The sequence below is a fragment of the Micromonospora sp. NPDC047762 genome, from assembly GCF_043204655.1.
Classification (GTDB): Bacteria; Actinomycetota; Actinomycetes; order Mycobacteriales; family Micromonosporaceae; genus Micromonospora.
In genome coordinates, this window is record NZ_JBIDCQ010000002.1 from 27,460 (window position 1) to 39,315 (window position 11,856).

The following is an 11,856-nucleotide window of genomic DNA, read 5'->3' on the forward strand; positions in this document are numbered from 1 at the left end:
GCCGTCTGACTTTCTGCGCCCCGGCGGTCTGATGCGAAAGAGCGTGATGACTGTGAGTCATCGTGATGCCTCACAGTCATCACGCTCTTCGCGGTATTGCCGCCCGAACAGGTCAGGCGATGATCGTGTCGAGGGCGATCTCGACCATCTGGCTGAAGGTCTGCTCGCGCTCCTCCGAGGTGGTCTTCTCACCGGTCTTGATGTGGTCGCTGACGGTCAACACGGTCAGCGCGCGGGCCTTGAACCGGGCGGCGATCGTGTAGAGCGCCGCCGACTCCATCTCCACTGCCAGCACGCCGTAGTCGGCGAGGGTGTCGTACAGGTCCGGCCGGTCGGTGTAGAAGGCGTCCGCCGCCAGGATCGGCCCCACGTGCATGGTGATGCCACGCCGCTCGGCCACCTCGACCGACGTACGCAGCAGCCCGAAGTCGGCCACCGGGGCGTAGTCGATCAGCCCGTCGAAGCGCATCCGGTTCATGTTCGAGTCGGTGGACGACCCGATCGCGGCCACCACGTCCCGCAGTTGCAGGTCCGTGCTGAGGGCGCCACAGGAGCCGACCCGGATCAGCGTCTTCACGCCGTACTCGTTGATCAGCTCGTGGGCGTAGATGGAGGCCGACGGCATGCCCATGCCGGAGCCCTGGACGGAAACCTCGACGCCGTTCCAGCGGCCGGTGAAACCCAGCATGCCCCGAACCGTCGAGTAGCAGGTAGCGCCCTCGAGGTAGGTCTCCGCGATCCACTTGGCCCGCAGGGGGTCGCCCGGCATCAGGACCCGCTCGGCGATCTCGCCCGGCTTCGCGCCGATGTGCGTACTCATGGCAAAGATCCTGCCAGGCCGGCCCGGGCGATACCGGTTCGGCGTCGGAACCGGCGGTCCTGTACCCTCGTCGGCGGTGGCGTGTCCGAGCGGCCTAAGGAGCACGCCTCGAAAGCGTGTGAGGGTTAACGCCCTCCGAGGGTTCAAATCCCTCCGCCACCGCTCCGTAGTGCCGAAACGCCCGGTCGATCCGCGAGGATCGACCGGGCGTTTTCGCGTCAGAGCTGCTGCTCGCCGCCCGTCGACGAACAACTCGCCGCCGGTCATGAAGCTGCTCTGGTCGGAGGCGAGGAAGAGCGCGGCGTTGGCGATCTCGTCCGGGTGTGCCATGCGCTGCATGGGCACGCCCGAGGCGATGGTCTTCAGCAGCCCGGGGGCCTCGGCGGGGCTGGGTGCGAGGCCGGCGAGCCCGGGGGTCTCGGTAGAGCCGGGCACCAGGGTGTTGACCCGGATCTTCCGGCCGATCAGCTCGGCGGCCCAGGTGCGGCCGAACGAGCGGATGGCCGCCTTGGACGCCGCGTAGACGCTGAACGCCGGGGTGCCGGCAGGGCCTTCTGCACGGTGAAGATGGTGCCGTAGATGTTGATCGAAGGTCTTGGCGACGTGCTCGACCGTGATCGAGTCGAGCGACCGGAACTCTCCGCCGCCGGCGTCGAGGCGTTCTGGCGTCAGGGATATGAGGGCGCCTCGGTGAACGACCGGAGCAGGCCACCGACCCGGTCTGAACGTCACCGTCCGAGCAGCTGCTCCACCCCGTCGAGGAGTCGTTGCAGGCCGAATTCGAAGAGGCTCTCGACGTCGAGGTCGATCGCTGTCCGGCTGAGCCGGGCCAGATGCGGAAACTCGCCCGCCGCGAGCAGTCCGCCGAACACGTCGGCCTGAGCCGTCATCCATTCGTCACCGCTCAGGCCGGTGTCCTGCTCCGCCTCGGCCTCCCGCTCCAGGTTGACGGCGCTGCCTCGAACATGGTTGGCCAGGACGACCACCAGATGGAGTTTGGTGTGCTGGTCCAAGCCGTGGCGGGCGAGAGCACGCAGCGCCCACTCGGTGTGCGCGACGGCATGCGGTGCCATCAGCGGGCGGGTCAGTGAGATGACCTGGGCCAGCCAGGGATGCCGCCGGTAGATCGACCACTGAAGTCGGCTGAGCAACTCCAGCTGGGCTCGCCAACCGGGCGGGAACGTGCGCGGCAGCCGATGCGTGGCGAAGGCCGCGTCCGCCATCAGCACGAGAAGCTGCTCCTTGCCCCGAACCTGCCGGTACAGCGACATGGTGGGGACGTCCAACTCCAGCGCGATGCGCCGCATGCTCAGCGCCGGTAACCCCTCGGCGTCGGCGATCGTCATGGCGGTCCGCACCACCTGGTCGCGGTTCAACCCTTGGACGGGCAGCCGCCGACCGGCGGACGGGGCGGCCCGACCCGGCGTGTTCGGCGCTGCGCCGGTCACCACCATGCCCACACCCGGCACCGCCCGGACCAGATTCTCCTGGCGGAGCGCGGTGAGCGCCCGGCTGGCGGTCGCCATGGCGACGCCCCACTCCCGAACGATCTGCCGGGTGGACGGCACCCGGTCGCCCGCACCCAGCTCGCCTGCCACGATGCGCCGTCGCAACTCCCCGACGATGCGCAGATAAGGAGGAGCGGCCTCGTCGAACTCCGCCACGATCGCCTCCCGTCCGCCTCGCGGCGACCGTAGCGCACTAGAGCACCAGCCAGTGCCCCCGTCCTGCCCGTCGCGGCGTACTAGAGCTCCGTGTCCGGATGGTTGCCAGCTCGACATGCTCGACGCAGCCCGGTGCGTACGCCGTACCGGCGTCGACGAGATGGGAAGAGCATGAGGAGAGTCTCGTACCCCCGATGGGCCGTCACATTGGGCGTTGTCGTCCTCGTCTGTCCGGCGATGGCCGTCGGTCCGGCCGCGGCCAACGACGACCGCCGGAGCGCGGCCGTCGTCCGGACCGACCAGGGCGCGGTGCGGGGGACCGTCGCGGCGGACCACCGCTCGTTCCAGGGCATCCCGTACGCGAGCCCGCCGCTGGGCACGCTGCGCTGGGCACCGCCGCAGCCCGGTCCGACATGGACCGGAGTACGCGACGCCAGCCGGCCCGGTGCCACCTGCGCCCAACTGCAAGGGCTGCCGATGGACAGACCCTCCGAATCCGAGGACTGCCTCTACCTGAATGTCACCACCCCGCGCTCGGTTGCACGAACGCCACGACCGGTCATGGTGTGGCTGCACGGCGGCGACTTCCGGTTCGGCAGTGGCGACGGCCACGGCGGGCAGCGGCTGGCCGCCGGTGGTGACGTCATCGTCGTCACTCTGAACTACCGGCTCGGCGCGCTCGGCTTCCTGGCGCATCCGGCGCTGGCCGGCCGGGACGGAGTCACCGGCAACTTCGGGTTGCAGGACCAGCAGGCCGCACTCCGCTGGGTGCGGCGCAACGCGGTGGCCTTCGGCGGCGACCCGGGCAACGTCACAGTGTTCGGTCAGTCCGCCGGGGCGACCAGCGTCTGCGCCCAGCTCGCCGCGCCCGCCGCCGCTGGCCTGTTCCACCGCGCGATCATGCAGAGCAACTCGTGCGCCAACCCGGTCCAGACCCGGGCCGAGGCGGTCGACGCGGCCCGGGAGTTCGCGCGGAGGATCGGCTGCACCGACCCGGCTGTGGTCGCCGCCTGCCTGCGCGGACGGACCCCCGCCCGGCTGGTCGAGACGGTCGGCTATCCCGGCGCGGGAGTCGACCTGGGCCCGGTCGTCGACGGTCGCACGCTACCGGTGGACCCGGCGGACGCGCTGAGCACCGGGAGGCTGCATCCGGTGCCGGTGTTGACCGGGATGAACCGGGATGAGTCCCGACTCGTGGTGTGGGGGATGGAACGGGTCGGGCTCAACTGCCCGGAGCCGCCGAAGCCCGACCAGGAGCCGGAGTCGTGCCCGCTCACTGACGACCAGTACCGCGACCAGGTACGCGCCATGTTCGGTGACCACGCGGGGCAGGTGCTGGCCCGCTATCCGCGCGACCCCGCACATTCCGCCAGCGTGACGTTGGGCGCGGTGCTGACCGATCACGACTACGCCGAGCCGATCTACTCCGCCGCGTTGGCTTTCGCGCGGCGGGTGCCGACGTTCGCGTACGAGTTCGCCGACGAGGAGTCGCCGTTCTTCACCGAAGGACCCGAACCGACGTTCGCCACCGGCGCGTACCACTGTGCCGAGCTGCCGTACCTGTTCGCTGTCGACTATGCCGAGGCGCTCACGCCGACCCAGCGGCGGCTCTCCGACGAGATGGTGCGGACCTGGAGCGACTTCGCCCGGACGGGTCGGGTGGGCTGGCCGCGACTGCGCCCTGATGCTCCGTACGTGCGGGTGTTCGCCGGTGGCGGCGGATCGGGCGCGACGGACTTCGCGGCGGCCCACTCGTACGACTTCTGGCGGTCGCTGCTCCGCTGAACGGCGACTGATCCGTCGGGGCCGGGACGATCCATCGTGGAGCGGAGCGGTTCGACGGGTCAGCCCGGCTCAGCACGGGCCCGTCCCCTCGTTGAAGAGGCGGCGGGCCCAGTCCGCGTACCCGGCTATGGTTTTTCGGACCGTGCGCCCGTCGTGCAGGAACAGGTACGCGCGGTCGCCGCTGCGGGCGAGCAGCCCGTCGAGTCGGTGTGTCCCCTGTGGAGCCCTCAATCGGCTGACCTCCGGGTAGCGGTCCCAGACCTCGTCGACGGGCGAACCCGCCGTTATGCCCTCCGGTGTCCGCATCGGGTCGCCGACCCAGAGCAGCACGAGTTTGTCCTCCACGAAGACCGGGCTGACCGTGTCGTGGCCAGCGAGCATCGGCCCGCAGGCGTCCAGGCTGGTACGCAGGATGCCGCGTCGGGTCAGCTCGTCCTCGGTGGCACCGAATTCGATGTTGCTGAGGCCGTTCAGGTCGATGATCTCCACGTTGCCGGCGGGCCGGCCGTTCGGAATCGACCTGGTGGGCGGTACGCCGCTGCCCGCGATCGAGGCAGCCGTCAACAGCGCGGCGATAAACGCAAATTGTCGCAATTTCATGGAATCCCCCAGTCCCCAACGGAACGGGAGCGTTCAGGTTGCTGCCGAACGCCGGATTACTGGTTTTCCCACTGTTCGACCAGCTCGTCCCAGTAGTCGGCGCTGAGTCGACGCCGCCCGTGCGCCAACCAACCCTCGGTGCTTCGCTCCAGATGCAACCCCAGTTCGGCGAACCTGTCGATCCAGGTGCCGGGCTCCACGCCGAGCTGACTCAGCGCGCCGTTGATCGGCCACTGCTCGCGCGGCGCGCTCAACTCGTCGTCGAAGCACGGGCCCCAGGACAGCGCCCCGCCCAACCACACCGCTGCCGACTGGTAGCCGACCCCACCACCGAACTCCGCCTCCAGATAGGCCACCGGCCCCGACTGTGACCAACGGGTCAGCACCTCGACCAGCGCCGTCGACAACACCAGGCCGAACGGACGCGCGGCGCTCCGGTCGTCAGTGGCGAAATCCGGCAACGACCCGGTCAGCTCGATCACCAACTGCGGGGTGACCGGCAGCAACGCGAAGTCCTGGCGCAGCCCGCCGAGGACCGCGTGATCCAGCCCGGCGGTCTGCTCGCGGAGCAGCTCAACGTCCGCGACCACCGCGCTGAGCTGGTAAGCCATGGAACCTCCGGTCGTCCACAGCCTGTGGATAGAACATGTGTACGACGGGACTCTCCGTCGTCGGTGCCTGGGACGGTACCGGCCGGAGAAAGGACGTGCCGGGCCCTGCTCGATCAGTGGGCGTCGGCGAGCAGGGCGACCGTTGTACGGTCCTGGCCATGGTCAGTCAACTGAGCGTTCCCGGTGTGCCGTTCCCGCTCGTGCCCTCGTCCGCCGAGCTGTGGCGGGTCGACGAGGCGGCCGGCAGCGTGGCGGTCGAGGCGCAGCCGCTCACGGACATCTTCATCGACCCCAGCACCGGCGTCGCCGACGCGGCCGGAACCACCACGGTCAGCGCCGAGTCGACGCTCAACGCCGCGACGCTGATCGGGGACCTGCCGACGGGGGACTTCCAGTTCAGCGCCCGGGTCAGCGTGGACTTCGCCGCCACCTTCGATGCCGGTGTGCTCCTGCTATGGCTCGACGAGCGGCGCTGGGCCAAGCTGTGCTTCGAGTTCTCCCCGGCGGGCGAACCGATGATCGTGTCGGTCATCTGCCGAGGCGTCGCCGACGACGCGAACTCCTTCGTCGTACCCGACCGGTCGGTGTGGCTGCGAGTCTCCCGAGTCGACGGGGTCTACGCGTACCACGCCTCGGTCGACGGTGAGACCTGGCAGCTGATCCGCGTCTTCCTCCTCGACCCCGACGCGTCTCGCGACCGGATCGGCTTCGCGGGCCAGTCCCCGACCGGTCAGGGGTGCAGCGTGACCTTCGACGAGATCACGTTCCGGGCAGAGCGTCTGGGAGATCTCCGCGACGGGTCCTGACCTGTTCGCCGCGGTGGGGCGTGTGACCGGGAGCAGGTCAGGTGCGTCGGGTGAGCTGGCTGACGAACGCGCGCCAGGCCGTGGGCGCGAAGGCGAGCGCCGGACCGGTCGGGTCCTTTGAATCCCGTACGCCGATGACGCCGGGCAGGTTGTCGGCGACCTCGACGCAGGCGCCGCCGTTGCCGCTGCTGCGGCTGCTCTTGCGCCACCGGGCGCCGTTCAGCTCCATGACTCCGCCACTTCCTGGAGGAGTTGGACCGACTGCCAGTGGGACAACGCCTCGCCGCGCACGTTCTCCCATGCCGCCATCATGGCCGCGATGTCCTCCGGGTCGCTAGCGACTTGTCCCTGAAGTTGGTTGTCGAGGTAGCCGGCGACCCGGTGGTCGTGGCTGTGCGCGATAACGAAAGGTCCGTTGAGGCCGGCATAGGCGCCGACCGTGCTGGGCACCACGTGCACCCGGATGTGCGGCTCGACGCACGCCGCCGCCACGGCCAGCAGTTGCCCGCGCATCGTCGATCGGCCGCCCACCGGACGGCGGATGACCGCCTCGTCCACCACCGCCGTGAACTGCGGCGGGTCGTCCCGCTTGAGGATGCCCTGCCGGCCGAGCCGGACGGTGAGATGTCGGTCGATCTCACCCCGGGGAATCAGGCCCGCGTCGCCCAGCACCGCGCGGGCGTACGCCTCGGTCTGGAGCAGCCCCGGCAGAATTGTCGACTCGTACGACCGAAGCGACACCGCCTCGCGCTCGATCTCCTGCCACGGACGAACCAAATGGGATCACGACGTCGGTGGGCTACTTTGGGGTGAGGAGGGCTAATAAATACCTGGTTGGGGCTGACTAGACAGCCCCAACCAGTAACGTCAACGTCAAGGCCAACTTCGTTCAGCGCGCTCTACGATCGGAATGATGTTGCTCTCCGGCCTGGGTGCTCTCTTCGCTTTGTTGTCGCAATATTTGCTAATCTCGGTTGCTGCATAGAGTGGCCCGCTTGGTGTTCTGTACAAAGGGCGAGGAAATGCCTTCGTCTGCGAAAGCTGCTGCGCTCGCTGGCGAGACACGCCCAACAGTAGAGCCGCCTCAGATAACGTCCACAGCGGAGGGATTGGCTCAGGTGATCGCTCGGAATGGGTCAGTATGGAGACCGGCTCTTGCTCACACCCGGTTCGATCCCGGATATCGAAGACCAGGCTCCGCGCCGCTACCAAGCAGTCGTCGGCGCTATCGCAGAAGACGCGCTGTTGAACGAGCAGCCTTTCTCCGCTTGGGCGGTTCACCTCGAACACGGTCAGCTCCAGATCGTTTGACACTTTCTTGATCGCGCCCGAGATGGATGGGTTGCGGTCATATTCAACCTTGATGATCCAAAAGTTTGTCAAGGGAGTCCCGTTGCTTCCCGGTAATCTATTCGACTATCCAGTGACTGAGAAATCCGTGTAATACGGGAACGGCGGCAGTCGACAGTGCGATATCGCCGGTGCGGTTGTTGATTGCTGAAGCTCCGGCGAGGCAGGCGGCGCCGATTACGAAGCGGCGTACGGTGAGAAGCCTTTTTTGTGCTGCCTTCTCGATCGGGAGTTCCGTCTGTCGGTCGGTCTGGAGTATCGTCACGGGGAGCTCCTTGCTTGTTGGATTGGCTTGGGAGCAGGGCGGCGCCCGAGGAGCAACTCGGGCGCCGTCACTATTGTTAGAGGCAAGTGGCGACCCGTGTCGCACAGGTTGTGCGAGAACAACTCTTGTCGGTGTCAAGGATTGCCTTAGGTACACGCACGCCCCTGCCATGCGCCGCATCCCTGGGCGGCGGCACCAAGGAGGGGGCGATCGCTGGTCTCGGGGCCTTCAGCCGTGGATGGCTGCAGGTGGGTCGGCCCGCCAGCGAATGCGGCGACAACTGAGACGATGGTGGCCGCACAGACGACTCAGGGCCGGTCCCCATGAGGGCCGGCCCTGTCGTTGGTGCTGCTCAGGCGAGCGGAGGATACGAGATTCGAACTCGTGAGGGTGTAAACCCAACACGCTTTCCAAGCGTGCGCCCTAGGCCTCTAGGCGAATCCTCCGCGAGCCAGGATACAGGTCCGTGTCGGCCGGGCCACCCCACCACCCCCTGAAGATCGACAGGCGGTCGGGTAGGCTGGGCGTCACCTCCCGTGCGGCGGTATCTCGTGAACCTCCCCAGGGCCGGAAGGCAGCAAGGATAAGCGAGCTCTGCCGGGTGCACGGGAGGCCTTTTTGTCTGTGGGCCGGTTGATCCACTCGACATCCCTGATGTCGCGGTGTCCCGGCCATGCGGACACCGCGGTTTCCAGGAAGCCGAGTCGATCAAGCCCTGGCGGCCCGGTCGATCAAGGCTGAAGGCCCAGGCGCCCGGGGTGGTGGGTGGTCACCCGCGCCCGACCGGCGCAGAATGGCTCGGTCGAGAGGAGGCGGGACGAGTGACGCTGGCGCTCTACCGCAAGTACCGGCCGCGTACCTTCGCTGAGGTCATCGGTCAGGAGCACGTGACCGAGCCGCTGTCGCAGGCGCTGCGCAGCGGACGGCTCAACCACGCCTACCTCTTCTCCGGCCCCCGTGGCTGCGGCAAGACCACCAGCGCCCGGATCATGGCCCGCTCGCTCAACTGTGAGCAGGGCCCCACGCCCGAGCCGTGCGGCAAGTGTGACTCCTGCCGCTCGCTGGCGGCCGACGGCGCCGGCTCGATCGACGTGATCGAGATCGACGCGGCCAGCCACGGCGGTGTCGACGACGCCCGCGAGCTGCGCGAGCGCGCCTTCTTCGCGCCGGCCAGCAGCCGCTTCAAGATCTACATCATCGACGAGGCGCACATGGTCTCGACCCAGGGCTTCAACGCCCTGCTCAAGCTGGTCGAGGAGCCCCCGGAGTACGTCAAGTTCATCTTCGCCACCACCGAGCCGGAGAAGGTCCTCGGCACGATCCGGTCGCGGACCCACCACTACCCGTTCCGGCTGTTTCCGCCGAAGGTGGTCCGCCCGTACCTGGAACAGCTCACCCAGGCCGAGGGCGTCGCCGTCGAGCCGGCGGTCTTTCCGCTGGTGGTCCGCGCCGGTGGCGGCAGCATGCGGGACAGCCTCTCCGTGCTCGACCAGCTCATCGCCGGCGCCGGCGCGGAGGGAGTCAGCTACGCCCGGGCCGTCGCGCTGCTCGGGGTCACCGACTCGGCGCTGATCGACGAGATGTGCGACGCGCTGGCCGCCGGTGACGGCGCGGCCGCGTACGCCACCGTCGACCGGGTCGCCGAGGCCGGGCACGACATGCGCCGGTTCGCCTCCGACCTGCTGGAACGGCTGCGCGACCTGATCGTGATCCAGCAGGTGCCGGACGCCGCCGCGAAGGGTCTGATCGACGGCCCGGCCGACCAGATCGAGCGGATGGCAGCCCAGGCCTCGCAGCTCGGCTCGGCAACGCTCTCCCGCTGCGCCGACATCGTGCACAACGGCCTGGTCGAGATGCGCGGCACCACAGCACCCCGCCTGCTGCTGGAGCTGATCTGCGCCCGGATGCTGCTGCCCGGCGCGGACGACTCCACCGGCGGCCTGCTCCAGCGCCTGGAACGGATGGAACGCCGGCTCACCCTGGGCGGCGGCGACGCGCCGTCGGCCGCCGCCGGCTCCGCGCCAACCAACCACCCAGGGGTACGCCCACAGCCAGCCACCCCGGTCCCGGCTGCCGCCACCCCGGCACCCGCGAACGCCCCCACCTCGGCACCGCCGTGGGACGTCGACCCGGCGGCGTCCCCGGCCCAGGGCGCTCCCGCCCCGGCTGCTCCGGTCACCGAGGCATCCGCTCCGACCTCCGGCGCACCGGCCTCGTACGTCTCGCCGGCCGACTCGCCGATCCCGGCCTCGCCCGGCGCGTCGACCGGTCCGGCAACCGCTGACCAGGCCGTACCCGTCTCGCCCGCCGGCCCGGCCCCGCGTCGCGTGGTGCCACCGTCGGCGGTGCTTCCCGACCCGGCCACGCCCGCGCCGCCCCGACCCGGAGCACCGGCCGCCGCGCTGGACGCGGTGGCGGTACGTCGCGTCTGGCCCGACGTGGTCGGCAAGGTCAACCGGACCAACAAGCGGATCGCCGCCCTGATGCGCGACGCGGTGGTCCGCGAACTCGACGGCGACACGCTGGTGCTGACGGTGAAGTCAACAGTGCTGGCCAAGATGATGGCCGACCACGCGGCGGTGCTCACCGACGCGCTCTACGAGGAGTTGGGCGGGCGCTGGCAGATCCGCTGCGAGGTGGCCGGCGAGCGCGGCGGCGTGTCGCTGTCCGGCTCATCGCGCGCACCGCAGACCGCACCGCCCCGACCCGCCGCGCCGCCAGCCCCGTCCGACGCGCCCGCCGCCGCGAACCCGACTGCCGCAGGCCCGACGAGCGCGCCTGGCTCGAATGCCGCCGGCTCGAATGCCGCGCCTGGCTCGACCGCTGCGCCTGGCTCGAACGCCGCGCCCGGCTTGAACGCTGCGTCTGGCTCGAACACTGCGCATGGCTCGAACGCAGCGTCAGGGGCGAACACATTTGGCTCGACCGCTGCGCCAAGTTCGAGCGCGGCGCCTGGTTTCAGCGCCGCGCATGGCCCGAACGCCGCGCCCGGCTCGAACGCTGGGTCAGGCTCGACCGCAGCGCCAGGTGCGAACTCCGCCGGGCCTGGAAGTGGGCCACCCAACGCCCCGACCGCCGCCGGTCCGACGAACACCTCGCCGATCGCCGCGAACCCGAGCGGCGCTGCCGGCTCGGCTTCGCGTGCCGGTGTCGGTGCGGATTCCACTGGCCACGCTGCTGGTGGGCATGGTGCTGGTGGCCACGCTGCTGGTGGGCGGGGCGCAGCGCCGTCCGCCCCGGCGGCGGCCGACGACGGCGACTGGCCGGAGGCGGCCCGCCCAGGCGGAGGCACCCTCGCCGCCGAGGCTACGGATGACGAGGACTGGCCGGAGGCCGCCCGACCTGGTGGCGCGTCCGCTGGAAACGAGCCGAGCCCTCACTCCGCACCGTTGTCGACCGGCGCGAACGGCAGCACCGGGTACGGGAACGCTGGAAGCGGGAACGCCGGGAATGGCAGCGGCCCGAACGGCAGCGGCGCCAACGGCGGTGGCGCGAACGGCACCGGACCCGATGGTTCGGGTGGGCCCGGGGCGGCGGCCGGTGGCGGTAAGCCGGGCGGGCGGGGTAACCCGACACCGGCGGCCCGGCAGCCGGCGACAGCCGGTGGTGCGCCGGTGAGCAGCGCCATCGCCGCGGCTCGCGCGGCGGCGGCGGGGCGCGGTGCGCGTACCGGAGCGGCAGCCCGGCCCGTCGCGGACGCCGAATGGGCCGGCGAGCCGCCCTACGACCCGGACTTCGACGGCCCGGCGCGGGCCGGCGGCCGGCCTGGCGGCGCAGCACCGGCGGCGACCCCGGCCTTCGAGGGGTTCGACCCGGGCGACGAGCCGTTGGACGAGATCATCGACGAGAAGACCGCCCGGGAGTCCAGCGAGGAGCAGGCGGTACGCCTCCTCAGAGAGACCTTCGGCGCCGAAAAAATCAACGAGATCGACGCCCGCTAACGCCCCGCCCCGCC

At 69.9% G+C, this 11,856-nt stretch carries 9 protein-coding genes, 2 tRNA genes, 1 other RNA gene and 2 pseudogenes; 5 read left to right on the forward strand and 9 right to left on the reverse strand.

Annotated elements, in window-relative coordinates:
* Positions 1 to 112 precede the first annotated feature (112 nt).
* Positions 113 to 820 (reverse strand): purine-nucleoside phosphorylase, encoded by a 708-nt coding sequence (deoD, locus tag ACGF3C_RS05620; protein WP_074315244.1) that lies wholly within the window; start codon positions 818 to 820, stop codon positions 113 to 115.
* Between the two features lie 75 nt (positions 821 to 895).
* Between deoD and ACGF3C_RS05625 the strand changes: the two genes are divergently transcribed.
* Positions 896 to 982 (forward strand) — tRNA-Ser (locus ACGF3C_RS05625).
* A gap of 135 nt (positions 983 to 1,117) precedes the next feature.
* On the opposite strand, the pseudogene ACGF3C_RS05630 reads toward ACGF3C_RS05625, so the two are convergent.
* A pseudogene (locus ACGF3C_RS05630) lies at positions 1,118 to 1,552 on the reverse strand (SDR family NAD(P)-dependent oxidoreductase); the annotation flags it as partial.
* Complete coding sequence (locus tag ACGF3C_RS05635; protein WP_393219161.1) at positions 1,549 to 2,484, reverse strand: TetR/AcrR family transcriptional regulator C-terminal domain-containing protein; 936 nt, start codon at positions 2,482 to 2,484, stop codon at positions 1,549 to 1,551. The gene ACGF3C_RS05635 and the pseudogene ACGF3C_RS05630, both read right to left, overlap by 4 nt.
* 171 nt (positions 2,485 to 2,655) lie before the next feature.
* On the opposite strand from ACGF3C_RS05635, the gene ACGF3C_RS05640 reads away from it, so the two are divergent.
* The gene (locus ACGF3C_RS05640; RefSeq protein ID WP_393219164.1) at positions 2,656 to 4,269 is read left to right on the forward strand and encodes a carboxylesterase/lipase family protein; all 1,614 of its coding nucleotides are present in this window, start codon (positions 2,656 to 2,658) and stop codon (positions 4,267 to 4,269) included.
* A gap of 69 nt (positions 4,270 to 4,338) precedes the next feature.
* Here ACGF3C_RS05640 and ACGF3C_RS05645 read toward each other — a convergent pair whose 3' ends face one another.
* Positions 4,339 to 4,833: a hypothetical protein gene (locus ACGF3C_RS05645; protein ID WP_357206085.1), complete on the reverse strand. Its 495-nt coding sequence runs from the start codon at positions 4,831 to 4,833 to the stop codon at positions 4,339 to 4,341.
* A gap of 92 nt (positions 4,834 to 4,925) precedes the next feature.
* A complete protein-coding gene (locus ACGF3C_RS05650) occupies positions 4,926 to 5,480 on the reverse strand; it encodes a hypothetical protein (RefSeq protein WP_393219167.1) in 555 nt (184 codons plus the stop codon).
* Between the two features lie 158 nt (positions 5,481 to 5,638).
* Between ACGF3C_RS05650 and ACGF3C_RS05655 the strand changes: the two genes are divergently transcribed.
* Complete coding sequence (locus ACGF3C_RS05655; protein WP_393219170.1) at positions 5,639 to 6,286, forward strand: DUF1349 domain-containing protein; 648 nt, start codon at positions 5,639 to 5,641, stop codon at positions 6,284 to 6,286.
* A gap of 37 nt (positions 6,287 to 6,323) precedes the next feature.
* On the opposite strand, the gene ACGF3C_RS05660 is transcribed toward ACGF3C_RS05655, so the two are convergent.
* The 4 genes and pseudogenes from ACGF3C_RS05660 to ACGF3C_RS05675 all read right to left on the reverse strand — a co-directional run bounded on the left by ACGF3C_RS05660 (position 6,324) and on the right by ACGF3C_RS05675 (position 8,347).
* Complete coding sequence (locus tag ACGF3C_RS05660; RefSeq protein ID WP_393219173.1) at positions 6,324 to 6,515, reverse strand: DUF397 domain-containing protein; 192 nt, start codon at positions 6,513 to 6,515, stop codon at positions 6,324 to 6,326.
* A pseudogene (locus tag ACGF3C_RS05665) lies at positions 6,506 to 7,080 on the reverse strand (DUF5753 domain-containing protein); the annotation flags it as partial. The pseudogene ACGF3C_RS05665 and the gene ACGF3C_RS05660, both read right to left, overlap by 10 nt.
* A 614-nt stretch (positions 7,081 to 7,694) precedes the next feature.
* Positions 7,695 to 7,901 carry a hypothetical protein gene (locus tag ACGF3C_RS05670; protein ID WP_393219176.1) on the reverse strand — a complete coding sequence of 69 codons (207 nt, stop codon included), beginning with the start codon at positions 7,899 to 7,901 and terminating at the stop codon, positions 7,695 to 7,697.
* A 361-nt stretch (positions 7,902 to 8,262) separates the two neighbouring features.
* Positions 8,263 to 8,347 (reverse strand) — tRNA-Ser (locus tag ACGF3C_RS05675).
* 82 nt (positions 8,348 to 8,429) lie between these two features.
* On the opposite strand from ACGF3C_RS05675, the gene ffs reads away from it, so the two are divergent.
* An RNA gene (ffs, locus tag ACGF3C_RS05680) (signal recognition particle sRNA small type) lies at positions 8,430 to 8,519 on the forward strand.
* 203 nt (positions 8,520 to 8,722) lie between these two features.
* A complete protein-coding gene (locus ACGF3C_RS05685) occupies positions 8,723 to 11,842 on the forward strand; it encodes a DNA polymerase III subunit gamma and tau (protein WP_393219179.1) in 3,120 nt (1,039 codons plus the stop codon).
* Positions 11,843 to 11,856: the final 14 nt, after the last annotated feature.

Bases quoted from the DNA above. Each gene is read 5' to 3' on its own strand.
- ACGF3C_RS05660 (WP_393219173.1), bottom strand. From the start codon at position 6,515: ATGGAGCTGAACGGCGCCCGGTGGCGCAAGAGCAGCCGCAGCAGCGGC.
- ACGF3C_RS05655 (WP_393219170.1), top strand. From the start codon at position 5,639: ATGGTCAGTCAACTGAGCGTTCCCGGTGTGCCGTTCCCGCTCGTGCCC.
- deoD (WP_074315244.1), bottom strand. From the start codon at position 820: ATGAGTACGCACATCGGCGCGAAGCCGGGCGAGATCGCCGAGCGGGTC.
- ACGF3C_RS05650 (WP_393219167.1), bottom strand. From the start codon at position 5,480: ATGGCTTACCAGCTCAGCGCGGTGGTCGCGGACGTTGAGCTGCTCCGC.
- ACGF3C_RS05640 (WP_393219164.1), top strand. From the start codon at position 2,656: ATGAGGAGAGTCTCGTACCCCCGATGGGCCGTCACATTGGGCGTTGTC.